Genomic DNA, 22,587 nt, shown 5'->3' on the forward strand with positions numbered 1-22,587 from the left:
CCTTACTCTTAGCTGCTAGGTTTTAAGGGCTAGTTCGGAGGGCGTCGATTGCCACGGTGTAGGCGCCGATGCCGACGGCGTCGTTGGCGCCCAGGCGGGAGATGCCCACGCCGGTCTGCGGCGCGTGCTCGGTGGGGGAGGGGGGCTCGTAGAACTTGGCGGCGTCGGTCGGGCACTCCAGGTTGTACACCTGCTGCACCAACCGGTCGCGGCCGCTGGGGAACGCGCCGTTCACCACCTCGAGCAGGGCCGGCATAAACAGCTTGTGGGCCTTGGAGAGCCCGCCGCCGACCACGACGAGGCCGTCGAGCACGGTGACCAGGTTGGCCACGGCGTCGCCGAGTGTGTGTCCGAGTTGGGCGAACGCCTCCTTGGCCGCGACGGCGTCCCCCTCGATTTCGCCGTCTGCGATCCGAGCGATGTCTTGCGGGGTCCGTTCGCCGGCGTTGGGGTCCGACGCCACTCCGGCGTACGCGCCGGTGACCGCGCGGATGCTGACTCCCTCTTCGGCGTTGACGTCTGGGTTGAAGCCGTGCCGCAGCAACCAGACCTCGCCGGTCAGCGAGTTGTCGCCCTGCAGCAGCTTGCCGTTGAGCACGATGCCGCCGCCGAAGCCGGTGCCGAGTGTCAGGCCGATCAGGTTGTGGTAGCGGCGCGGGCCGCCACCCTCCTCGAGTTTGGCATTGACCTCAGGGAGTAGCCCAGCAGCGGCCTCGCCGAGAGCGAACAGATCGCCGTCGTTGTTGATCAGTGTTGGCACACCGAACTTCTTCGACAGGATCTCGGCGAGCGGCACGCCACCGCTGTAGGCCGGCAGATTGCCGACGTTGTACAGCACGCCGCGGCGGTAGTCGGCAGGGCCGGGGAACGCAAAACTTATCGCGCTGGCTCCCCCTCCTGCGCCTTCGTTCACTCGGGTGAAGCCCTCGAACAGGTTGGCTAGGCTGTGGTCGAGGTTGCCGGCGGCGGCGGGCAGCACCACCGGTTCGCCCACGCGGCGGCCGTCACGCAGGGCGGCAAACGAGAAGTTTGTGCCCCCGGCGTCGAGCGTCAGGACGAGCGGGCTGTTGTCGGGCGTCGTGCTCATGCTGCTGCGTGCTTGGCGGAGATGCGGCGTTGGCTCCACCACCCGTAGAAGGCGATGTAGACGTAGCTGACGATCGGCACCAGGAAGGCCATCCGCACGTCGGTCGCGTCGGCGATCAGGCCCATCAGCGGCGGGAAGATGGCGCCGCCCACGATCATCATCACCAGCAGCGACGAGCCCTGCGAGGTGTGTTCGCCCAGGTCGTCGATGGCGAGCGTGAAGATGTTCGACCACATAATCGAGTTGAACAGGCCGATGCCCAACGCGGCCCACAGCGCTACCTTCCCATCGAACAGAGCCGCCACGACGAGCAGACCGATCAGCGACAACGAGAAGATCATAAGGATCGTCGCCGGCCTGCCGCGGCCGATGGCGAATGCGGCGAGGCAGAGGGCGACCATCACCACGAACGGGATCAGCTCCACGAACGGGAGGAAGTCCATCTCGAGGACATTGGCCTCAATGCGCACAGCGGTAATAACGTAGATCAGGGCGACCAGGCCCGCCGCAGTGATCGCCATGTAGAGCGGCTTCTTGCCGGGCGAGTCGCTCTGGGTCATGGCGATCGCTCCGCACAGGCGGCCGATCATGGCGCCGCCCCAGTAGTAGGCCAGGTAGATGCTCGCGACGTGCTCTTCCCAGCCCATCACGTCCTCGTGGGCCATGAAGTTGATCAGGTAGCTGCCGATTGCCACCTCGGCGCCGACGTACAGGAAGATGGCGCCCATGCCGAGCACCAGCTGCGGGAACTGGAAAGCGTTGCCGCTGCCGGAGGCGCCCCCCTCGTTGATGCGTGGGAGCTTGCTCAAGCCCACGACGATCGCCAGCAGCAGGAACATGCCGCCGTAGATCAGGTAGGGTGTCTTGATAGCGTCGAGCGTGACGTTGCCCTCGGGCGCGAACACCTTGTAGAGCAGCAAACCGCCGACGATCGGCGCGAGGGTGGTGCCGAGCGAGTTGAAGCCCTGCGCCAGGTTCAGCCGGGCGGAGGCGTTCTCGGGCTTGCCGAGGATCGCCGCGTACGGGTTAGCGGCGATTTGCAGAATCGTCACGCCGGTCGCGAGCAGAAACAGGGCGCCAAGGAAGAACGCGTAGGAGGCGTTCGCCGCCGCCGGGGAGAACAACGCACAGCCGCCGGCGCAGATCACCAGCGCCAGTACAATCGTCTTTTGGTACCCGAAGCGGTTGATCGGGTCGCCGCTGCTCGAAGAAACCAGGAAGTAGATCAGCGAGATGACAAAGAACGCGCCGAAGAACGCAAACTGCACCAGGCCCGCCTGGAAGTACGACAATTCGAAGCTGCCCTTGAGGAACGGGATCAGCACGTCGTTCATGACGGTGATGAAACCCCAGAAGAAGAACAGCAGCGTAATGACGGCGAACGGGCCGGTGGTGTTCCCGAGTTGCGGCGTGCTCGCCGCAGAACGATCGGGCGAACCCGCCGTGGTGTCGACAGCTCCTGGCATCTAAGTGCGTCCTGAACTTTTGAGATGAAGTAGAAGAAGAGAGTGGGGAGACACGCCGCCAGCGCGGCCGGTCTCTACTCGTTCCAGTCGCCAAACGGGCGGTCGTCCTTGCCCGTGGCCCATGAGGTATTGGGCTGCTCGCCCATTCTTGTGGTCAGCACCCCGCCGTCCGCGATTTCGCTGTGCTTAATCCACGAACGCGTGACCGGCTGACCGTTGATCTGCAGGCTCTGGACGTGGATTGCCTGATCCGAATTGCCCGGGGCCTCAATCACAAAGTCCTCGCCGCTTGGCAGGTGGATCGTCGCCTTGGCGAACCGCGGGCTGCCGATCGCGTAGCCCGCCTTGCCCGGGCAGACCGGGTAGAAGCCGAGTGTGCTGAACAGGTACCAGGCCGACATCTGGCCGTTGTCCTCGTCGCCGCAGTAGCCGTCGGGGCCGGGGCCGTAGAGGGTATCGACCGCCTGGCGCACGGGCGCGGCGGTCTTCCACGGCTGGCCGGCAAAGTTGTACAGGTACAGCACGTGGTGCACCGGCTGGTTGCCGTGTGCGTACTGGCCCATCTTGCAGGCGACCATCTCGACCATCTCGTGGATTACGCCACCGTAATGGCCAACGCCAAAGGTCGGCTCCTCGGCCAGCATCTGGTCGAGCTTGCCCGCGAAGGCCTTGTCGCCGCCCATCAGCTCGATCAGCCCAGGCAGGTCGTGCAGCACGCTCCAGCTGTAGTGCCACGAGCTCCCCTCGGTGAAGGGTCCGCCCCATTCGTCGGCCTTGAAGTTGGGACGCCACTCGCCGTTGGCCTTGCGGCCACGCATCATGCCGACCGACGGGTCGAACACGTTGCGGTAGTTCTGGGCCCGCTCCAGCAGCATCGGCACGACGTCGGTCCGGCCGGCGGCCTCGCACACCTGGGCGGCGCACCAGTCGTCGTAGGCGAACTCGAGCGTGCGGGCGGTGGCCTCGCCGGTCACGTCGGTCGCGACGTAGCCGTTAGCGAGGTACTCCTTCAGGCCCTTGCGGCCGTAGGCGCCGTTGTCGCTGAACTCGGTGGCGTCCTTGATCGAACCCTCGGCGGCCGCCTGCAGGTCGAAGTCGGTGATGCCCTTGCACAGCGCGTCGGCCACCACGCTCTCGACATGGGTGCCGATCATGCAGTCGCGGTAGCCGGGTGCTGACCACTTGGGGAACCAGCCGCCCTCCTTGTAGGCGTTGATCCAGCCGCGGACCATCGAGGCGTTGATCTCTGGATCAATGATGCTCAGCAGCGGGTAGACTGCCCGGAAGGTGTCCCAAAAGCCGTTGTCGGCGTACATCTCGCCCGGCTCGACTTTGCCGGAGTAGGGGCTGTAGTGCACCATCTCGTCGTCGGCGTTGTACTCGTAGAAGATGCGTGGGAATAGCATCGCCCGGTACATGTTCGAGTAGAAGGTGACCCGCTGGTCTTCGGTAGCGCCCTCGATCTCGATCACGCCGAGCCGCTTGTTCCAGACCTCTTTGCTGTCGGCGACCACCTCGTCGAACGACTTTTGGCCAACCTCACGCTCGAGGTTGATCGTGGCCTGGTCGTGGCTGATGAACGAGGTGCCGATGTCGAGATTGACGACCTTCTTTTCGTTTAGGTCGAGTTTGACGGCGATCCAGTGGCGGTCGCCCGAGCGTTCGACCTCGGAGATCGGCGCGTCGAACTTCGCCACGAAGCGGCAGCCAAAGTCGCCCTCGGCGCCTCCGCGGTTTACGCGGGCGGTCCCCTTCACGACGCCGTTGGCTTCATCGACTTCGAAGTCGGTGCGGCCGTAGGCGTCAAAGTGGACCCAGGCGTCGCCGCCGTTGTCGTAGGTGAACCGCATCGCCGAGCACCGCGTGGTGGCGGTCATCTCGGCCCGCACGCCGTAGTCGTCGAGCGTCACGCCGTAGTAGTAGACGCGGGACTCTTCTTTGTCGTGCGAGAACTTCGAGACCGGCAACGCGCCGCGTGTCGGCCCGCCGGTAAAGGGGCAGACACCAAAGTTGCCGTAGTCGCCCATCCAGGGGCTCGGCTGGTGGGTCGCCTGCAGGCCGCGAAGTTCGTTCTTCTTGTACTGGTAGATCCAGCCAGAGTTCTCGCCCGTCCGCGGCGTCCAGAAGGTCATCCCGAATGGCTGAGCGACAGCCGGGTAGGTGTTGCCGTGAGAAAATCCCGGCTCCGACTCGGCGCCGATCAGCGGCCGGACAAGCTCGGCGTAGCTATCGGCTGCGTTTGAGGTCGCGGGCGTCAGAAGGCCGGCCGCCACTACGGAGGCGGTGGCAAGCGAAAGGTATAAGCGCATAGCGGGCTCCCAGGCCAGTAAATTGCATCAAATCGGTCCTGCCAGGGAACGGACGCTGTCGGGGCTGCGAGGCCGTTGGGCCGGTCGATCAGGCTGCACTCGTGTATGCGTCCGATCGTGTTCTCGCGTGCTTGGCGCCCCTTGCCCTCTCTAGTGCGGCGGAGGAAAGCGTCGAAGCCGGGCCCCGTAAAAAACGGGTTTGAACCCCATCAATATGACCTACGCTGGGTTCGGAATCTAGCCCTCGTAATGCGGAGATTTGCCCCGCCGAAGGCGATGGGAAATCTGGCGGAAGCATCGCTGCAGAGCGACTGCACCTTGTCGGTTAACCAGGTACGAAAAGCCTCTATTGAGTCCCCCTCGACCGGTCTGGCTACGCGGCCGGGAAGCCCGTCTCCAAGTCAGCAATCTGCTTGTAGTCCGCCGCTCAATGGCTCGCCGGCGTTGTGCGACACCGCATACTCGTAAAGGACTCTAGGAGCTCCGAGTGAAGGCGAAGTCTCAGTCGGAGTTGGGCGCGTGAGTGATTGCCGAGTCTCTCCCATCGCCGGTCCCGACGGCGTCGGACCCACCGGGATTCGTTGGCCCGGACGCTGCCGATAGAATGCGTCGGCGAACATCACCTACTACCCGCACACTGAGGCGCCTGGGGAGTTGGAAGTTGGGGCGCCAGATTCTCTTGGCCCAAAATATCGTGCTGCCGGAAGAATGCCATGCGAGAGCTGAAGGGTATCCTCAATCAATTCCAAGGCGTTGGAGCGCATCAGTCTGCCACAGCAATCGCGGGCGGGCACATCAACGACACCTGGTTGATGAACACCACATCCGGTCGGTTTGTGCTGCAGCGGATTAACCACCACGTGTTCCGCGATGTCGATGGCCTGATGGCGAACATCCAACTGGTCACACAGTCCATACGCGATCGACTCAATTCGCTAGGCGTCGAGGACCGCGACCGCTTGGTGCTCGAGTTGATCCCGACACACAGAGGAGAGCCCTTCGCCCACAGCACGGACGGCGGACGGTGGCGGGTCTACCGCTACATCGAGCACTCGAGGGCCGCAGGCGCCGTGCCGCGGGCCGCCGACGTGTTCCAGGCGGGGTTGGGCTTCGGGCGGTTCGTTGCTTGGCTGGCAGAAGTTCCCGGCGATCGTTTGGTTGCCACGATCCCCAACTTTCATCACGGACCGGCCCGGCTAGCGGCGCTCGTTGACGCCTGCGGTAGGGACCTCGCGGGAAGAGCGGTCGACGTGAGGGCGGAGGTCGAGTTAGTTCGCCGCCGAGAGCCGCTGCTGGCGGGGCCTCAGCAGGCGCTCGCAGCGGGGCGGTTGCCGCTGCGGGTGACCCACAACGACGCCAAATCGAGCAACGTCCTCCTCGACGAGCAATCAGGCGAGGCCTTGGCCGTGATCGACCTCGACACCGTGATGCCGGGCCTCGTGCTTTACGACTTTGGGGACCTGCTCCGCACCTGCGCAAGTTCTTCCGCAGAAGACGACCCAAACACGGAAGCGCTAACGCTCAACGCCTCGGCCATGGAGGCCGCAGCCGAGGGATTCCTCAGCGGCGCTGGGGGTGTGCTGAGCGGAGCGGAGCGAGAATCCTTGGCGATCGGGCCCGCCTACATGGCGCTCATCATGGCGACCCGCTTTCTCACCGACTACCTCGAGGGCGATGTCTACTTTAAGACCGGCCGCCCCGGCCATAACCTTGATCGCGCCCGCAACCAACTCGCATTGACCGCTTTGTTCGAGCAACATCACGCGGGTTTAACGTCGCTGCTGGGCGGCTGATTCTGAGTTTCAGTCATGCGGGCTCATTGCGCAACTTTGATATTCGGGCCGATGACGATCCCGTTCGAACGGATCTTGTTGCGGAGGCTGCCGCGCGTGATCCCCAGGATTCGCGAGGCCTCGGACTGGTTGCCGCTGGTGTGAGTCAGCACGAGCGTCAGCAGCTCCTTCTCCATCTCGGCCAGGGTTTCTGCATAAAGGTCCCCCGTGCCAACCGCGATCCGGCTGCGGATGAAATCGCGGAAGCCACTCTCGGCAAAATCCTCAGCTTCGTCTTCCGAGGAAGCGTGCGCAGCAGCGCCCGCCTTTTCAGCCATGCCGTTGGTGGACGGCTGGCTCGCCTCAGCGCGGGGGCGGACGGCGGCCGACTGGAGTTCCGCTGGCAGAGCCGACGCCATCAGCACCGGGCCGGAACAGTGCAGCATCGCCTGCTTAACGACGCTCTGGAGCTCCCGCACGTTGCCGGGCCAGTCGTAGTCGAGCAGCTTCTGCATCGCGTCCGGCGCCACGCCCTGTACGTCGCGATTGAGTTCCTTGTTGAGTCCGGCCAGGAAGTGCTGGAGCAGCATCACACGGTCATCGCCACGCTCACGCAGCGGCGGGAGTGTGATGGTGTAGCCGTTGAGTCGGTAGAACAGGTCGACGCGAAACTGGCCCTCGTCGCACATCTCCTCAAGGTCGCGGTTAGTCGCCGAGATAATACGGACGTCGGTTTTGATGGTGCTGTTGCCGCCCACCCGTTCAAAGGTCTGCTGCTGAAGTAGACGGAGCACCTTGCTCTGCACCGTGGGCGACATGTCGCCCACTTCGTCGAGGAAGATGGTGCCGCCGTTGCACTGTTCGAACTTGCCGATGCGGCGGTCCTGTGCGCCGGTGAAGGCGCCCTTCTCGTGTCCGAAGAGCTCGCTCTCGAGCAGCGTCTCGGAGAGGGCCGCGCAGTTGACCGCCAGGAACGGGCCGTCGCTCCGGCTGCCGTGCTGGTAGATCGCCCGGGCGACCAGCTCCTTGCCGGTGCCACTCTCGCCGCGGATCAGAACCGGCACCGACTGCGGTGCGACGCGGCCGATCGACTTGAAGATCTCTTGCATCGACTCGCACCGGCCGACAAATGCGTCGCCCCGGTCCTGCGGGCGGGTCAGGTTGTTCATCCCGACCGGGACGCTCGCCAGCCGGCGGGACTCGATCGCGTGGCCAACCAACCGCTCGAGGTTCTCTACGTCGATGGGCTTGGTGAGGTAGTCGAACGCGCCCAGCTTCATGGCTTCAATGGCGTTCTCGCTGCTGCCAGCGGAGGTCGCGATGATAACCGGGAGCCTCGGGTCGTGCTGACGGATGAGTCGGAAGGCATCGAGTCCCGACATGTCCGGCAGCATGATATCGAGCAGCACGACATCCGGCGCCTGCGCCTTTACGGCCTCGATACCGGCTTCTGCACTGAGGGCCGGGACCACTTCAACCCCGGAGTCCTCTAGGGTTCTGGATACCAAGTGGTGAACCGAGCGGTCGTCGTCGATTGAGAGCAGCCGAGCCATGATATTTCCGTGGCGGAGTTAAGTTCGTTTCAAGTTTGAGGTTGCTATCGGCTAGCGGCCAAGTGCGTTGGTGGCCGCCATTCGATCTGGTCAGCAAGAAAGCAATACTCATTCCAGTTTGGAGGGTGGACCTAGGATTTGGCGTCTCTGCAATCAATTTTCGAAGAAACGCCGGAGGTGGAGGGGCTGCTTAATCCGCGTTTGGCTGATTCTAAGCCAATGAGGTCGTTCTCAACCCACTCTATTGTAGTCCTAGCACTCTTCTTTCGTGCCACCCCTGGCGCGGCTGGATGCGGTAGTTCGAGGTTCGGATGCGCAAGGCCGCAGATTGGGGCTGCTACGCCGGACCGACCTCAATTGCCAACGATGGCCGCTCTCCAAGTCGGTGAATAGGGCGATCGCAGGGTTCACGAGAAGCACTACCACCCAACGCAAAAACCTCCCTGCTGACGGGGCAGCGGGGAGGTTTAGCGTAGCGGGGTTTACTCAATTGAGAGTGGGGGGTTACTCGACACCCTCCTCGCGTTTCTCTTGCACTTCGCGTTCGAAAGTCTCGCCAGCCTGTTTGACCGACTCAGACAAGGCGTCAACGTCCTGCTCGATCTTGTCGGTTTCCAGATTGACGCCTGGCCGCTCGTCCGACGAATCGAACGAGATCCAACCGATCAACGCTAGCACCAACACAAGCAATGCAATGCCTACTATCGCACGCATAACATTTCTTCCTTATCTAGCTTAGTCGTAAGAGGTCTTCGGGGGCGGCGACGGTTACACGGAGCCACGCATGCGGGGAATGACCAGGCTGACGACGAACAGGACCAGGAACACGAAAAACAGAATCTTGGCGATGCCGGTAGCAGCGCCGGCGATTCCACCGAAACCGAGGACAGCGGCGATCAGCGCGATAACCAGAAACGTAATGGCCCAACTCAACATGACATTGCTCCTTATGTGATGGTCTCTCAGGTATCTGTGGTGTCCATCGCAATCGTCTGCGGTGCGACGCCCTGAGCTTGATTGCCTTAGATAGCACGAGGCGTGCCAAAACTGCATGCTGAATTCGGAGGATGCAGCGAAGCCCGTAGAACAGAGCTCAAAATAGGGGATGGCAGATTCTGCCTTAGTGTCCGCTGGGCGAATTCCGACCAGGCCGGCCTCGTCGCGATCAGCCGCAGAGCTTGTATGACGCCCTGTCGACGTGCACAGACCCCGAAATGAGGCAAACTGCAACGTTATGGTTGACGCCAACGCAAACGGCCCCTGACGAATTGCTCGACAGGGGCCGTGAAGGTGCTTTTCGCAAAGCTCCCAAACTGATTAGCCGGTCAGGGTTGCTAGGGACCGCCCTAGCTGCCCGGCCTCGTCGCGGAATCGGGCCAGGGTGAGGCGGAGCGACGAATCCTTCCGGCCGTGATTCCCTGGGTCGAGTGCCTCTTGCAGCGCGTGGTCGAGGGCGACCACTGCCGCCGCGACGGACCCAATCGGTGCTCTGCCACTCGCCTGCACGAGCCTTGCAGTCGCTTGTCTTACCCGTAGGCTTGCAGCGAAGGGCACCGTTTCGCCGAGCGACGCCAGTTCGTGCGACTGGCGGCGGAGAACGTCGTGCGCGTGCTGCAGCATGTTACGGAGCGCGAAATGTGGCTCACGGCGCACGACCTGCCGCAAGTCGTCCGCGGCCAAGTCTAGCACCAGAGAGAGAGATTCGTCTGCCGCTACCGGTGGGGCCGGGCGTCCGGGGTGTGCCTGGCTGGCTATGGCAATCATCGCGTGCTCCTCTCTTCATGAACGCCAAACGCATAAGCGAACTAGCGGGTGAAGATGATATACAGGGCGTGGATGATGCCTGGGATGAAGCCAAACAAAGTCAGCAGAATATTGAGCCAGAAGTGCATTCCAAGGCCGACTTCAAAGAATACTCCGAGCGGCGGCAGCACGATGGCCAGCAGGATCTTAATCGGGTCGGTGAGTTCAACTCCGGCACGCGTCGACATGGTATTGCTCCTGAGATTCAGTGGTTGGACAGTTTCCTACTCTGCTGGGGAGTGAAGCAAATCGCTTGCCGAACGCCAGGAATAGATGAAACTCCAGGGCCGCTGCCCCCTTCCTGGGCTGACGCACGGTGGCTGCTCGTAGGGGCTGGAAGCTTTCGAACCGGTGTGGATGCTACGGACACCGTGCGCCGTTCAGGCACGGGGCTCGTGCTGCTTGCAACTGCTGTGGGGGGATACCATCAGCCCTGCTTCGGAAAGAACCGGGTGCAGGCAGGGCACGTAGGCGTCGTCACTCCCAGAGCGTTGCTCGTCCCAGTACCGGCAGGTCCGGCAGATCGGGCGGTACGACGCCGTGACCGCGCTCTCTTGATCGTGGAACAACCGGCTGACGTGGCCACGGAGGCGTTCGACCGACAAGAACGCCTCTTCCAGGTGCGCAGCCAGCCGCTGCTGCAACCCGGGGTTGCTCCGCACGCCGTAGGCGGCTCGGATCAGCGAGAGCTCGGCGATGCGGTTGTGCGTGTACCGGACCATTGCGGCGATCAGGTGGTAGTTCGACATCGGCTGCCCGACGTTCGAGGGTGTGGGCGCGTCGGGCAGCCCGACCTCGTTGAGGATCAGGGTCGCAACCGAGGTAGGAGACCCGCCGCTCAGGTCGATCGAGGCCTCGTCTGCCGCGGCCCGAAGGGTTTCGGAGAGCCCGGTGCTGAGCCGCGCGACGTGCGCGATTGAGAGGTGCGAAACCTTGGTCGCCCGAGCCGCGGGCAGCTTGTCGAGTTGCTCCTGCAGCAGCCGTTCGGCAGACGCCAGCGATCGGATTTGCGTTTCGAGTAGTTCTGAGATCTGCATGTTGTCGCCTTTTGTAGAACGCTTACACCGCGTCCGGCGCCTGAGCGGTATAGCGGTTGAGTTGCCCTCTCGGGGCGGAAAAACTTAGTCTCCCTGCGCTTCGGCGGCGTCGACGATGGACTGCGCCATGCTGGCGAGCTTGGTACGTTTGGACTGGGCCAGCTTCTGCAGCTTCCGGAAGGCGTGCTCCTCGTCGAGCTCGTGCTGGCCCATCAGGATGCCCTTAGCCTTCTCGATCACCTTTCGTTCCACCAGGGTCTGCCGGAGGTCGTCGTTCTCGGCCTTGAGCAGCTCGAATTGCTTGAATCGTTCGCAGACCAGGTAAATGGTGGGTTTCACCTGATTGGGATCGATTGGCTCGACCAGGTAGGCCATCACGTGGTCGCGCAGGGCCTCCTCGACGTTCATCAGCGACCGCTTGGGGGTCAACACGATTGCCGGCGTCGGCTCGTGCTCGCTGATCCGAACCAGCGCATCGATCGCGTTTCCGCCGTCCATCTCCACTCCCGAAATGATCAGGTTGGGCGGGGAGGGCAGGCACTCACTTAGTAGATCCTCGGTCGACCGGCAGGTCGCTTTGACGGTGTGGCCGAGTGAAGAAACAATCTCGTGGAGCTTGGTCGCGGTGTCGTCCTGACCGTGGGCGATGACGATCTCGATGCTACGCATGGTTGCTGCCATTCGGGGCCAACCTCGCTTGGGGTATCGGGGTCCACTTTTTGGGCATCTTGCATCCGCCTGTGGCGCGCAAGAGGGGAGCATAGTCTGCCAAGCGGTGGCGGCGAGCGGAATCCCTGCCGGTCCCCCGTGGCCGCCGTCTCGTCCTACGGCTGGCCCTCATGCAACTGCTATGCCGCAGTGCTACTGAGTTCTGGCCGGCGGCGGGTTGAACGCGGTGCGGGCGGGGCGGCTAGGTTCTTGGCCGGTGGCGAGCTGAACCTGGGGGAACTGGTAGCCGGGCGTCCGTAGCTCGGTTACTTGCTCGAGCAAGATCCGACGGACTTCTAAGATGCTCTGCGGGTGGCGGTGCACGCTGAGGTGGTTCGCCTCGACGACCAGCTGTGACGCGACCTGCGGCGTCCCGTCAAGCCTGGCGCTGTCGATCGACACGACGCCATCGCCCTCCGAGCCGAGCAGGCTACGCCAGCCAGACTCGGGGACGTCCCCGACGATGTTGTGGTAGGTCACCCACGGCCCGGGCGGCGCAGTAAGCAGCGGCGGCAGCAGCGTCGAATCGGGTTCCAACGACTCGATGCTGGTCCGCAGGCTAATCGGCGACCCGCCGCGGAAGTAGCCCGGGTTCTTGGCCAAGAGTTGTTGGCGGCCGCGCATGGCCCGCATCGGCGCGGCGATCAACTTCCTGCCAAGCCAGGTCGTGACGTCGTTGGCGAACTTGCTGCCGCGGTGGGGCGAGCCGATCGTCACGACGCGGCGAACCGACGGGCTGGGGCGGAAGAAGTAGGTGGCGGCCAGCGAGTTCTTCGTTTCGTCGTCCGCGACCAGCTGCTGGAAGGGGCGGTCGGTGTTCGCCTGCCAGAAGAGCTGCTTGCTGTCCACGCTCTGCATCCGCGAGACGAGGCCCCCCATGCTGTGGCCCACCAGCACCATTTGATCGAGGGCCGGCGCCCTGCGTCGCGGGTCAACGTCGTCGCGGAGCTGGTCGAGGTCGCGTCGCAGCTGCGATGCGCTCGCCTGGAAAGGCTGCCCGGACGGGTAGAGGTAGAACCAAAACTGGTAGTGGTCGCGGACGTCCGGGTCGCTCCGGAGGTCGTTGAACATCTCCATCCAGGTGACCGGGCTCGACCACAGGCCGTGCACCATCAGCACCGGCATCTTGTGCGGGTTGTACGGCTCTAGCATGTACAGTCCCTGCAGCTTCTTGACGCTGTCGGGCTTGAGCAGCCCAAGCGTCGAGACCTCGTCCTTCCTCAGCGCGGGCTGATTGAGGTAGTAGGCGAGGGGGGTGCTCAGGTCCGACTCGAGCGGCACCACGCGGTCTTCGACATGGATGGTCTGTCCATCGAGCGGGTCGTGGAGTTCGAGCACGAACGCCGGCGCGGGATCGGCGGGGTTCACGAGCTCCTGCGGCTGGTCGGGCGGGGCGCCGGGTTGGCGTTGCGGGCACGAGCCACTGGTGTCGACCCGCAGGAACGCGGTCAGCGGGAACGACAACTGCTCTGGCAGGTAGCTCTCCGCCGGGTCCTCCGAGTCGTGGCGCCGCCGCACCGCGATCAGCGGGACTCCCAGCCCGTACGAGTGGAAGTGGTTCCGCAGCCCGTTCACCTGGTAGTCGCTGACGAACTCGAAGCGGTCAACGTCGTCGTCGTGCCACCCGGAACTCTGCAACGCGACGTTGAACGAGCAGATGTGGTTGGCGGTCTTGAGGGTGCGGCGTTCGCCGGGTCGGACCGCCCCCTCTTTGCTGACCAGCCTCAGCAGCCCTTCGAGCGACTGGTTGTACAGGTCGCAGGCACCACGGAAGTGCGGGTCGAACTCGTTGGCTCCGTTCTCGCTGGAGCAAGAGAAGAGGTAGTCGTACGCGTGCCGCAGCGAGGTGCCGTAGAGCTCGCTCGCGTGGGCTAGGTCCCGCCCGCGCACGTCCTCGGCGCCAAGGTACGCCAGCTCGGCCATCGCGTAGCAGTGCGATTGCTTGGTCGCGGGGGTCGAGAGCTCTTCCAGCCGAGCGATCAACGCGGTGCGGTCGCCCTTAAGGTCGTTGATGAGGTCGAGCTTGCGAAGTAGCTGCTCGGTCCTGCGGGAGGGGCGCCCACCGGAGGTGGTGATGGCGTCGAACCGGGCGGCGAACGGATTCCTCGGCGACTCCCGGAGTGTTACCCACTCGGAGTTTGAGCTGCAACCGGACAGCGCGAGCGCGCTTGCGAGCAGCAAGATCGAGCAGAGCAGGCGGGGAGGGGGTGTGGGCACGAACGGCTCGCAGCTGTAGCGACGCGAGATACGCCGGGGCCGCCACTGGGGCGGGGTCGCGAGACTTTAGGCCGAGAGTGCTAGCTCGGTCAAGATGAATCGTGCAGATCCAACAGGGCCAGTAGAGGAGAAGCGAGGAGCAGTCTCGAAACGAGACTACCCGCCGCTGAGTCGATCGCCCTGGGCGCTAGCAGGGCGATCGACTGTGCGCGTGCAGACGTGCTGGACGCCATTCGCCCGCTTTGATGCGGCGCGGGCCAATAGGTCGGCTAGCCGACCGCCTTAACGTGGTTCTCGGCAAAAGGGGTGTGGAGCCTCGGCATCGCAACCCGCGAGTGGCTGACCGAGTAGGCGTGGTCGTCGGACTGCGACTCTTCGGGCAGCTCAATCTCGAATTCTTCGACAGTCTGCTTCAATTCGCCGCGGAGGATCCGGACGTCACGTGGGGCATTAATCGCGACCGTTACGCGATTGCCAGCGATCCGGCGAATCTCAACCGTGACGTTGTCGCCGATCTGGATGGACTCGTTCGCTTTTCTGCTGAGTACTAGCATCTGCCGTTTCTCCGTTGAGATCCTTGCGTTTCCAGGAGGCTCCTACCTCGCTGATCTGCTTACCACGCGTCGTGGCGTCTCGTGCTTATGCAACAGAGGCGCCAAAAGTCCTGTCTGCGGACAAAACTTTTTCGAAGACGCGTTTCGCCGGGAAACTCGCGCACTGCTTAGCCTCAAGTTGCCAGTAGTCGCCGACCGAAGAGCTCCCACGATCTCAATTCAAGATTGTGCGTCGCAGATTGGGATGTCGGCAGCCACCAAGAGGTGGCCGGCGGTCGATGAATCTGGTATCCCTAGCGTGTCCCGCAAATCGCCGCCTCCCCGAACCCTAAGTACTTACGTGTCTGAACATTGGGCAGTGAACAAGCCGGCCTGCCGTAGCCGTCAACAACGCCTGCTAGCCGAGATGAAGCAGCTAGGCGTAGGCCTGGTAGTGCTGTCCCGACCGGCGTCCGTGCAGTGGCTGACCGGAGCCTATGTCGGCCCGCTGTTCCCGGTGTTAGCGGCGATCAATTCCGACGGGCACGTCACGCTGGTGCTCCCCAGCAGGAAGGAAAAAATTCCCGTCGCCGCGGACGAGGTCCACGGATATGCGGAGAAACTGCTATCAACCATGCGGGACGGATCCGACCAGGTTGTCGCCACGGTGGCCACGTTGTTCGATCACCTGCACCCTGCATCGGGGCGGGTCGCCTGTGAGTTCTCGGTGGCGAGCCACCACCTGACCAAGTCCTGGTCCGACGACTGGCTTGATTTTGATAGCGTCTTATTCGGCCTGCGCCGGCAGAAGGACGCCGACGAGCTGCAGATGCTTGCACGCGCCAACGAGGCAAACGCCGCGATGTACACGGCGGCACGGGAAATCGTGCAGCCCGGCGTCACTGAGCTGGACGTCTACAACCAGCTGCAAGCGGTCGCGGTTTCGACGCTTGGCGAGCCGCTGACCTACTTTGGGCAGGATTTCCAGTCGTGCAGTCGGGGGGGGGCGCCTCGCGACCGCAAGTGCGAGGCGGGCGAGCTTTATATCTTGGACCTTGGCGTAGGCTTTCGGGGCTACTACTCGGACAACGCACGCACGCTCGCAGTTGGAGGCCAGCCAACCGACGACCAGCAACGCGCCTGGGAGATGGTGTCGGAGGTCTTCTCGCTGGTCGAGGCGACCGTGGCGCCTGGTGTGAGCTGCAAGGCATTGTTCGAGCAAGCACAGCAGCTGTTAGCAGACGCCGCGCCGTGGGTCTTCAATCACCACCTGGGGCACGGGGTTGGCTTGGCGCCGCACGAAGGGCCGCACCTCAACCCCAATTGGGACGACACCTTCCGCTCCGGCGAATTCTTCACCGTTGAGCCGGGCCTGTACCACGAAGACCTCCGCGCCGGCCTGCGGTTGGAGCAGAACTACCTGGTGACGGACTCCGGCGTTGAGCTGCTGACCGATTGGCCGCTGGAGATGGCGTAGCCGCGGGGCGGACGGCGGCAGCTTGTCTTGACCTCGCCCGAGGGGTCCCTATACTCCGCGCCGTTTTGACCCACCGCCTCGGCCCCCCTCCCGCCATGCCCCCCCGATTCGTTGACATCCACTGCCACATGCTGCCGGGCATTGACGACGGCGCCCGCGACTCGGCCGACTCCCTCGCGATGGCGTTGCTCGCGGTTGAAGAGGGCATCGACACGATCGTGGTGACTCCCCACCAACTCGGCGGCTACGTGCACAACCGCGGCGACGAGATCCGCGTCCGGGCGGTCGAGCTGCAGGAGCTGCTCAGGGCCCATGGGATCCCGCTGCGGGTGCTCCCCGGCGCCGATGTGCGGATCGACGACGGCATGGTCGAGAAGCTCGTCTCAGGGGAAGTGCTGACCGTGGCGGACAAGCGTCGCCATGTGCTGCTCGAGTTGCCTCACGAGCTCTATCAGCCTCTCGAGCCGGTGCTCGACGCGCTCGACTCACACAATATCACCGGCATTCTCACACACCCAGAGCGGAACCGCGGGATCCTCTCGCGCCCATCGCTGATAGAACCGTTGGTCGAGCGTGGCTGCCTGATGCAGGTCACGGCCGGCAGCCTGGCGGGCGGCTTCGGCGACGCCGCCCGGGCGTTGGCCGAGCGGATGTGCTCGCGGGGCCTGGTGCACTTCATTGCAACCGACGCGCACGGCGCCCGGTCGCGACGGCCCAAGATCCGCGATGCCTACCAGCGCTGTGTGGAGCTGGCTGGTGTGGAGGCCGCCGACGCCTGGTGCTCTAGCAATCCCGGCCTGGCCGTGACCGGCCAGGCGGTCCCCGCTGGAGTCACGGCCGTCAGGCCGGCCAAGAAGACAGGCTGGGCCTTCTGGAAAAAGGCGGCTTGATGGGGAAGTTCTCGCGACGGGCGCTGTTGGCCGCCGCGGCGGGGTGTCTTGCGACGCCCCGCGGAGCGTCGGCCAGCTCATTGACATGGGTCGACCAGCGGCAGTACGGGCCGTTCCAGGTCCGCTCGACGTTCCCGCTCGATTCATGCTCCGGGGTGCTGCAGGAGCTGCCCGCGTTGGAGCTCGAGCTGCGTCGAGTGCTGGCGCTGAGCCCCTGCGAGGAGCCGATCGATATCGAGGTGCTCTCGAGCAAGCGGCAGCACCGCGACTACCTCAAGAACCGTTTCCCGAACACGCCCTACCGCCGCGCTCTGTTCGTTAAGCTGGGAGGCCAGGCGACCGTCTTTGCCTACCGCGACGAAGAGCTCGGCGTCGACCTGCGTCACGAGTGCACGCACGCCCTGCTGCACGCCGACCTGGCGATGGTGCCCCTTTGGCTAGATGAGGGGCTGGCGGAATACTTCGAGATGCCGAAGGCCGACCGAGCGTTTGGCAATCCGCACGAGAAACTGCTGCAGTGGGACATGCGGTTCGGGCTGGTCGAGAGCCTGGCGTCGCTCGAGGCGAAACGGGACCTCTCCCAGATGAACTCGGGCGACTACCGTTCGGCGTGGGCCTGGACGCACTTCATGCTGCACGGCCCGCAGGCCGCCTCGCAGCAACTGTGGTCATTCTTGGCCGCGATTCGGCGAGGGGAACCGCCGGGATCGCTGTCTGAGCGACTCGAAGCTGTTCTGCCCGGTGTCGAGCGTCAGCTCGCCCGCCACTTTCAGAAGTGGACCCGGATGGCTCGGCAGTAGCCCGTGCGGCGGGTCTTCCCAATCACCCGATCTTGCGCCGCCTGCTTATTGGGAAAACTGAGCCCCGATTCCTAAAGCTGCGGACACGACGTGTCGACCAAAGGAGTAGGTGTAGTTCCGGTCCCTCCAGAGTCGGGCCCTGGTTTCAAGCAGGGAAAGCCGGCGCCAAAGCGGGGAAGGCCAAACAAGCACGGGCTCAAAACTCAGGAAGGTTCAGATGAAGATCATGACGATCCAAAAGGTCGCCGCGGCGGCCGCGATGTTTGGGATGATGCTGCCCCAGGCGACGCTGGCGGCAGCCCCTGCCGCAACGCAGGGCGACATCGCTCTGCGCAACGGCGGCGTGTTTGTTGGGCAGTATGTCGACGCCCAGGGCAATGGCGTCTCCGGCGCCGAGGTGGCGATGGTTGCCGGCGGCAAGTCGGTCGCGGTTACTAAGACCGATAAGCAGGGCCGCTTCGCGGTCAAGGGTCTGCAAAGCGGCCAGTACGATGTGGTTGCGATGAACAGCAAGACCACCTTCCGCTGCTGGGAAGGCAAAGTCGCTCCTCCTAGCGCCCGCAACGGCGCCCTGATCGTCACCGGCGACGCCGTCGTGACCGGTCAGGGGGGCGTCCTGGGATTCATTCAGACGTACCCGCTGCTGACCGCCACCGCTGTCACCGCCGCGATTGCGATTCCGGTTGGCATCGCGGCTGCCGACGACGACGCTCCCGCCAGCCCGTAACCGAAACCCGGCGGGCGACAGCCCCGCCGCGAACCCTTCCCCGCTGGTCGGCCGCCTACGGGGGAGTCAGCTAAAAATCGGCGGGCCCGCCTCTGCCCGATTTGGCAGGGGCGGGTCAGGCCGAGACCTCTCTTCCGACAAATCAACGGCCGTATCTCCGTCGGCGCATACGCTTCGCCGAGAATCCACCTGCTTTGCTAATGCAGCGGTCGACTTCTTGTCGACCCTACATGCAGGTGTAGGGCTACTTCTCTGATTGTCGACCCTACGTGCAGGTGTAGGGCTACTTCTCTGATGGTAGGCCCCGCTACAAGCTGGGTAGGCCAGCCATCAGTGCGAGCGATCGCATATTTGGGCAAAACTAAGGAAGGTTTCGATGAAGATCATGAAGATCCAGAAGGCCGCCGCTCTGGCAGCCATGGTTGGGCTGCTGTTGCCGCCGCCTGCGCAGGCCGCCGACGCTCCGGTTGGGGCTCCCAGCGACATTGCCCTGCGTGACGGCGGCGTGTTTGTCGGCCAGTACGTTGACGCTCAGGGCAACGCGCTTGCTGGCGCCGACGTCAGCGTGGTTGTGGGCGGAAAAGCGGTTGCGGCTGCCAAGACCGACAAGCACGGCGTGTTCGCCGTGAAGGGCCTCGAGAAGGGGCAGTACGACATCGTGGCGATGGGCCGCAAAGCGACCTTCCGCTGCTGGGACGGCAAGACCGCGCCCCCCAACGCCCGCAACGGCGCCCTGATTGTCACCGGCGACGAAGTCGTTAATGGCCAGCTCCGCAACATGCTGGCCAATCCCTGGATCGTGGGCGGCATTGTTGCCGCTGCCGTAGCCATACCGGTCGCCATCCACAATGCCGACAACGGCAGTCCTGCTTCCCCGTAATTGGGATCCAGCAGCCACAACCAGCCCCGCGGGGCGTTCTCGACGCACAGCGTTGGGTCCGCTCCGCGGGGTTGGTCTTTTTCGAGTCGCGGATCTTCGCTAGTATCTCCGCCACACACCACGCTAGCTGGTGCTATGGATGGTCGAATACTAGCCAAGGTGAAACCATGTCAGCTATCGCGAAGCGGATTGTCGCGACCCTGCTTGTCTTCCCGCTCGCCGCCGTCAGTCCCATCGCTGCGGGAGCCGAGGCGCACAGCACGACCCCTGCTGCGCAAGCGCCTGTCTGCCACGACGTGGCGCTCGCCAAGGGCGGAGTGCTGTCCGGGAGGGTAGTCGATCCCAACGGTCAGCCGGTCGCCAACGGCCCGGTCTGGCTAGCGGCGACGAACCAAAAGCCCATCGCCGCCCGCACCGACGCCGCCGGTCGTTTTGCGTTCCAAAACCTGCCGCGAGGCGTCTTCTGTCTCCAGGCGGGTGATGATCTTCGTGTCTGCCGCGTCTGGGATGAAAAGGCAGCGCCGCCCAAGAGTCTCAGCGGAGTGCTGATGGTCGCCGACGGCGCCGCGGTTCGCGGTCAAAGCAGCCCCCCGCCAATGCTCAATCAATTCGTCCAGGGGGCGAAGCGGTTCTTCACCCGTCCCATCGGTGTGATCACCCTGGGAGCGGCGATTGCGACCCCCATCGTGTTGTCCGCAGACAACGACGATCCTCCTGCGTCGCCGTAGCCGACCCGGCAGACTTTGACGCCTGTGCAACTCCATTTGCATCAGCGCGGTTCTAACGGTCGATCGATACCGTGTCGCCGAGCGCGTCGCGAGTTCGCACGCCGGCTGGAGCAGGACCGTCTAGGAGTGGCAAGATGTCGGCTATGGGGTGGTACCGTTACACGTGGCTTGCCTACTTTGCCAAGCCGTCCGAGGACCGCGTGGTCTATCGGGAGGTCAAACGCCGCCAGGTTGGCTCGGTGCTCGAGATCGGCGTCGGATCCCTAGAGCGGTCAAAGCTGCTCATCTCGGCTTGCCAATCCTATTCGTCGCAGCCGGTGGTCCGCTACGCGGCGGTCGACTGGTTCGAGGAGCGTCCGGAGTCGATGCCGCGGCTCTCGCTGATCGCCGCTCACCGGGAGCTCAACGCCACCGGAGCCAAGGTGCGTGTCGCCCCCGGCGGGCCCTCCGCCGTAGAAGGCATGGCGAACTCCCTGCCGAACACCGACCTGGTGCTGATCTCGCCCGAAGTCGACGACGCCGCGCTTGGGCGGGGCTGGTTCTTCCTGCCCCGCATCTGCCACGCCGAGACGCTCGTCCTGCGGGGTTCGATCGGCTCTGGGGGTGAGCGGCAATACAATCGGCTCTCCCTCGAGGAAATCAGGCGGCGGTCGGAGCTCGCCCGCCCGGCAGCGGCGGCTTAGCGGACTTGCCCAGGGTGGCGTCGGGCTGCCCATCGGGCCCCGAACCGGATAGGATAGCGTGCGTAGCAATGGTTCGCGGCCGCCGCTGCGCACCGTTCGCCGCGCCACCCCTATCGTGGCGAGGCAGGCAGCCCAACCTCCCTGCGGCCACGCCTAGGCATGACTCCCACCGAGTTCGAAAACGCGGAAACCATTGACGTCAGGCCTCAGGCCGCGCCGAGCCTCGCCCGCGAGACCGTCCGGCAAACCGCCAGGCGGATGGTGGCGTTGGTCGAGGGGTCGTCGCCCCACCTGACCAGCGAAACCCGCAACCTCTTGCGGGGCCGGCTGCGGATTGTTTCGGCGATTTTATTCTCGGTGTTTTTCGCATTTCTCTTCCGCGGCCTGTTGATTGGCGTTGAGGAAGAGCACCGCTGGCTGTTCGCAACGCACGCCGTGGTGACCACGATGATGGCGGCGTTGTTCGCCCTGCTTGGTTCGGCGATGCAGCTCTCGCTGGTCAGATTGCGGATCGCCGAGGTGCTGACCTTTGGCGGCCCGGCCCTCTTCTTCGTCGTGCTTAGCCAGCAGAAGCTGCACCACATGGCGACCCTTGATACGGGCGCCCACCTGCCCGTGATCCTGGTGCCGTGGGCGATGCTGATCTTCACGTACGCGCTGTTCATTCCTAACTCCTGGAGGCGGGCGCTCGCAGTGATTGGGCCGATGGGGCTGGCGCCAATCGGGGTGATCGTGCTGCAGCGTCTGGTCTGCCCCGGCTTCGAGCAGTGCGTCTCGATGCCGGAGTTTGAGAACTACATCACCGAGCAGGTGATCTCGGCCGTCGCGCTGGTGGCCATTGCCGTGCTTGGGGTGCAGACCATCAACGCGCTGCGCGTTCAGGCGTTCGAGGCCAAGCGCCTTGGGCAGTACGTGCTGCGGCGGAAGCTGGGCGCCGGCGGCATGGGCGAGGTCTACCTGGCTGAGCACCAGATGATGAAACGCCCCTGCGCCGTGAAGATCATCCGCCCGGAAAAGGCGGGCGACCCTTTGACGCTCGCCCGCTTCGAGCGTGAGGTCCGCTCCACGGCCAAGCTGTCGCACTGGAATTCGATCGACATCTACGACTACGGCAACACGCCCGACGGCACCTTCTACTACGTCATGGAGTACCTCCCGGGGCACAACGTCGGGGAGCTGGTGGACCAGTACGGCCCGCTGCCGCCGGAGCGGACGGTCTACCTGCTGGAGCAGGTCTGCAAGGCCCTGGCCGAGGCCCACAACACCGGGCTGGTGCACCGCGACATCAAGCCGGCCAATATCTTCTGCGCGTACCGCGGCGGCGAGTACGACGTCGCCAAGCTGCTCGACTTTGGTCTGGCGAAACCTGTGTTCAGTGCGACCGACACGACGCTCACCCAGGAAGGTTCGATCACCGGATCGCCGATGTTCATGTCCCCCGAGCAGGCGACCGGGGAACGCGAAGCCGACGCGCGGAGCGACATCTACTCACTCGGCTGCGTGCTGTTCTATCTGCTCACCGGCGAACACCCCTTCCCCTACAAGCAGGCGGTCAAGGTGATCGTCGCCCACGCGTCCGAGCAGCCGGCCTCGCCCCGCGACGCCAACCCGCTTGTCAGCGTCGAGCTGGAGGAGGTGGTGATGCGGTGCTTGGAGAAGGACCCGGAAGACCGTTTCCAGACCGTCGAGCAGCTGCGGCAGGCGTTGGTCGACCTGCCGCTTGCATGCCGCTGGTCTTCGCAGCTCGCCAACGAGTGGTGGAGCTGCAACGGCTGCCCGGAACGCAAGGCAATGGCCGCGGCGCTGGTCGACGCAGCGGCCGATGGCGCCTCGTGCCCGCTGCCGCAGTTGGACAGCAACGCTGTAGAGGAAGTCAACGCGGTCTAACCCCGCTCCTCCCCCACACGACGCGCTCCT

The 22,587-nt window shown here is 64.2% G+C and carries 20 protein-coding genes; 9 read left to right on the forward strand and 11 right to left on the reverse strand.

From position 1 onward, the window contains the following. Positions 1–22: 22 nt before the first annotated feature. From Pla123a_RS22800 to Pla123a_RS22810, 3 genes are all read right to left on the reverse strand, one after another. The gene (locus Pla123a_RS22800; RefSeq protein ID WP_146591362.1) at positions 23–1,087 is read right to left on the reverse strand and encodes an ROK family protein; all 1,065 of its coding nucleotides are present in this window, start codon (positions 1,085–1,087) and stop codon (positions 23–25) included. Further along, a complete protein-coding gene (locus tag Pla123a_RS22805) occupies positions 1,084–2,553 on the reverse strand; it encodes a sugar MFS transporter (RefSeq protein WP_146591364.1) in 1,470 nt (489 codons plus the stop codon). Before Pla123a_RS22805 ends, Pla123a_RS22800 begins: the two co-directional genes overlap by 4 nt. Before the next feature lie 74 nt (positions 2,554–2,627). Further along, a complete protein-coding gene (locus Pla123a_RS22810; protein ID WP_146591365.1) occupies positions 2,628–4,862 on the reverse strand; it encodes a GH92 family glycosyl hydrolase in 2,235 nt (744 codons plus the stop codon). A gap of 713 nt (positions 4,863–5,575) precedes the next feature. Between Pla123a_RS22810 and Pla123a_RS22815 the strand changes: the two genes are divergently transcribed. Continuing rightward, complete coding sequence (locus Pla123a_RS22815; protein ID WP_146591367.1) at positions 5,576–6,655, forward strand: phosphotransferase enzyme family protein; 1,080 nt, start codon at positions 5,576–5,578, stop codon at positions 6,653–6,655. 23 nt (positions 6,656–6,678) lie between these two features. On the opposite strand, the gene Pla123a_RS22820 is transcribed toward Pla123a_RS22815, so the two are convergent. From Pla123a_RS22820 to Pla123a_RS22855, 8 genes are all read right to left on the reverse strand, one after another. Next, a complete protein-coding gene (locus Pla123a_RS22820) occupies positions 6,679–8,187 on the reverse strand; it encodes a sigma-54-dependent transcriptional regulator (protein ID WP_146591369.1) in 1,509 nt (502 codons plus the stop codon). A 504-nt stretch (positions 8,188–8,691) separates the two neighbouring features. Continuing rightward, a complete protein-coding gene (locus Pla123a_RS22825; protein ID WP_146591371.1) occupies positions 8,692–8,901 on the reverse strand; it encodes a hypothetical protein in 210 nt (69 codons plus the stop codon). Positions 8,902–8,955: 54 nt separating this feature from the next. Continuing rightward, positions 8,956–9,123 (reverse strand): DUF1328 domain-containing protein, encoded by a 168-nt coding sequence (locus Pla123a_RS22830; RefSeq protein ID WP_146591373.1) that lies wholly within the window; start codon positions 9,121–9,123, stop codon positions 8,956–8,958. An 869-nt stretch (positions 9,124–9,992) separates the two neighbouring features. Beyond that, positions 9,993–10,178 carry a YqaE/Pmp3 family membrane protein gene (locus Pla123a_RS22835; RefSeq protein WP_146591375.1) on the reverse strand — a complete coding sequence of 62 codons (186 nt, stop codon included), beginning with the start codon at positions 10,176–10,178 and terminating at the stop codon, positions 9,993–9,995. Positions 10,179–10,370: 192 nt separating this feature from the next. After that, positions 10,371–11,027, reverse strand: coding sequence for a hypothetical protein (locus tag Pla123a_RS24855; RefSeq protein WP_197528218.1), 657 nt, complete (start codon positions 11,025–11,027; stop codon positions 10,371–10,373). Between the two features lie 84 nt (positions 11,028–11,111). Beyond that, a complete protein-coding gene (locus Pla123a_RS22845) occupies positions 11,112–11,696 on the reverse strand; it encodes an ANTAR domain-containing response regulator (RefSeq protein WP_197528219.1) in 585 nt (194 codons plus the stop codon). A gap of 192 nt (positions 11,697–11,888) precedes the next feature. Further along, positions 11,889–13,952 carry an esterase/lipase family protein gene (locus Pla123a_RS22850; protein ID WP_146591382.1) on the reverse strand — a complete coding sequence of 688 codons (2,064 nt, stop codon included), beginning with the start codon at positions 13,950–13,952 and terminating at the stop codon, positions 11,889–11,891. Between the two features lie 269 nt (positions 13,953–14,221). After that, complete coding sequence (locus Pla123a_RS22855) at positions 14,222–14,506, reverse strand: carbon storage regulator (protein WP_146591384.1); 285 nt, start codon at positions 14,504–14,506, stop codon at positions 14,222–14,224. A gap of 244 nt (positions 14,507–14,750) precedes the next feature. On the opposite strand from Pla123a_RS22855, the gene Pla123a_RS22860 reads away from it, so the two are divergent. The 8 genes from Pla123a_RS22860 to Pla123a_RS22895 all read left to right on the forward strand — a co-directional run bounded on the left by Pla123a_RS22860 (position 14,751) and on the right by Pla123a_RS22895 (position 22,557). Further along, positions 14,751–15,962 (forward strand): M24 family metallopeptidase, encoded by a 1,212-nt coding sequence (locus Pla123a_RS22860; RefSeq protein WP_261342777.1) that lies wholly within the window; start codon positions 14,751–14,753, stop codon positions 15,960–15,962. Between the two features lie 95 nt (positions 15,963–16,057). After that, positions 16,058–16,852: a tyrosine-protein phosphatase gene (locus Pla123a_RS22865; protein ID WP_146591388.1), complete on the forward strand. Its 795-nt coding sequence runs from the start codon at positions 16,058–16,060 to the stop codon at positions 16,850–16,852. Beyond that, positions 16,852–17,652 (forward strand): hypothetical protein, encoded by an 801-nt coding sequence (locus Pla123a_RS22870; protein WP_146591390.1) that lies wholly within the window; start codon positions 16,852–16,854, stop codon positions 17,650–17,652. The genes Pla123a_RS22865 and Pla123a_RS22870 overlap by 1 nt, the downstream gene beginning before the upstream one ends. A 217-nt stretch (positions 17,653–17,869) precedes the next feature. Then, on the forward strand, positions 17,870–18,379 hold the full coding sequence (locus Pla123a_RS22875) for a carboxypeptidase-like regulatory domain-containing protein (protein WP_146591391.1): 510 nt from the start codon (positions 17,870–17,872) through the stop codon (positions 18,377–18,379). Positions 18,380–18,755: 376 nt separating this feature from the next. After that, positions 18,756–19,259, forward strand: coding sequence for a carboxypeptidase-like regulatory domain-containing protein (locus Pla123a_RS22880; protein WP_146591393.1), 504 nt, complete (start codon positions 18,756–18,758; stop codon positions 19,257–19,259). Between the two features lie 167 nt (positions 19,260–19,426). Further along, positions 19,427–19,987: a carboxypeptidase-like regulatory domain-containing protein gene (locus Pla123a_RS22885; protein WP_146591395.1), complete on the forward strand. Its 561-nt coding sequence runs from the start codon at positions 19,427–19,429 to the stop codon at positions 19,985–19,987. 143 nt (positions 19,988–20,130) lie between these two features. After that, entirely contained in the window at positions 20,131–20,670 is a 540-nt protein-coding gene (locus Pla123a_RS22890; protein WP_146591397.1) for a hypothetical protein, read from the forward strand. A 159-nt stretch (positions 20,671–20,829) separates the two neighbouring features. Next, positions 20,830–22,557 (forward strand): serine/threonine-protein kinase, encoded by a 1,728-nt coding sequence (locus tag Pla123a_RS22895; RefSeq protein ID WP_146591399.1) that lies wholly within the window; start codon positions 20,830–20,832, stop codon positions 22,555–22,557. The last annotated feature ends 30 nt before the right edge of the window (positions 22,558–22,587 follow it).

Origin of the sequence: Posidoniimonas polymericola (assembly GCF_007859935.1) — a bacterium.
Lineage (GTDB): Bacteria > Planctomycetota > Planctomycetia > Pirellulales > Lacipirellulaceae > Posidoniimonas > Posidoniimonas polymericola.

Excerpts from the sequence above, each read along its gene's own strand:
- Pla123a_RS22830 (WP_146591373.1), bottom strand. The coding sequence starts at position 9,123 with ATGTTGAGTTGGGCCATTACGTTTCTGGTTATCGCGCTGATCGCCGCT.
- Pla123a_RS22820 (WP_146591369.1), bottom strand. The coding sequence starts at position 8,187 with ATGGCTCGGCTGCTCTCAATCGACGACGACCGCTCGGTTCACCACTTG.
- Pla123a_RS24855 (WP_197528218.1), bottom strand. The coding sequence starts at position 11,027 with ATGCAGATCTCAGAACTACTCGAAACGCAAATCCGATCGCTGGCGTCT.
- Pla123a_RS22855 (WP_146591384.1), bottom strand. The coding sequence starts at position 14,506 with ATGCTAGTACTCAGCAGAAAAGCGAACGAGTCCATCCAGATCGGCGAC.
- Pla123a_RS22890 (WP_146591397.1), top strand. The coding sequence starts at position 20,131 with ATGGGGTGGTACCGTTACACGTGGCTTGCCTACTTTGCCAAGCCGTCC.
- Pla123a_RS22865 (WP_146591388.1), top strand. The coding sequence starts at position 16,058 with ATGCCCCCCCGATTCGTTGACATCCACTGCCACATGCTGCCGGGCATT.
- Pla123a_RS22815 (WP_146591367.1), top strand. The coding sequence starts at position 5,576 with ATGCGAGAGCTGAAGGGTATCCTCAATCAATTCCAAGGCGTTGGAGCG.
- Pla123a_RS22810 (WP_146591365.1), bottom strand. The coding sequence starts at position 4,862 with ATGCGCTTATACCTTTCGCTTGCCACCGCCTCCGTAGTGGCGGCCGGC.
- Pla123a_RS22800 (WP_146591362.1), bottom strand. The coding sequence starts at position 1,087 with ATGAGCACGACGCCCGACAACAGCCCGCTCGTCCTGACGCTCGACGCC.
- Pla123a_RS22885 (WP_146591395.1), top strand. The coding sequence starts at position 19,427 with ATGTCAGCTATCGCGAAGCGGATTGTCGCGACCCTGCTTGTCTTCCCG.
- Pla123a_RS22805 (WP_146591364.1), bottom strand. The coding sequence starts at position 2,553 with ATGCCAGGAGCTGTCGACACCACGGCGGGTTCGCCCGATCGTTCTGCG.
- Pla123a_RS22880 (WP_146591393.1), top strand. The coding sequence starts at position 18,756 with ATGAAGATCATGAAGATCCAGAAGGCCGCCGCTCTGGCAGCCATGGTT.
- Pla123a_RS22835 (WP_146591375.1), bottom strand. The coding sequence starts at position 10,178 with ATGTCGACGCGTGCCGGAGTTGAACTCACCGACCCGATTAAGATCCTG.
- Pla123a_RS22860 (WP_261342777.1), top strand. The coding sequence starts at position 14,751 with ATGTCGGCAGCCACCAAGAGGTGGCCGGCGGTCGATGAATCTGGTATC.
- Pla123a_RS22870 (WP_146591390.1), top strand. The coding sequence starts at position 16,852 with ATGGGGAAGTTCTCGCGACGGGCGCTGTTGGCCGCCGCGGCGGGGTGT.
- Pla123a_RS22845 (WP_197528219.1), bottom strand. The coding sequence starts at position 11,696 with ATGCGTAGCATCGAGATCGTCATCGCCCACGGTCAGGACGACACCGCG.
- Pla123a_RS22825 (WP_146591371.1), bottom strand. The coding sequence starts at position 8,901 with ATGCGTGCGATAGTAGGCATTGCATTGCTTGTGTTGGTGCTAGCGTTG.
- Pla123a_RS22875 (WP_146591391.1), top strand. The coding sequence starts at position 17,870 with ATGAAGATCATGACGATCCAAAAGGTCGCCGCGGCGGCCGCGATGTTT.
- Pla123a_RS22895 (WP_146591399.1), top strand. The coding sequence starts at position 20,830 with ATGACTCCCACCGAGTTCGAAAACGCGGAAACCATTGACGTCAGGCCT.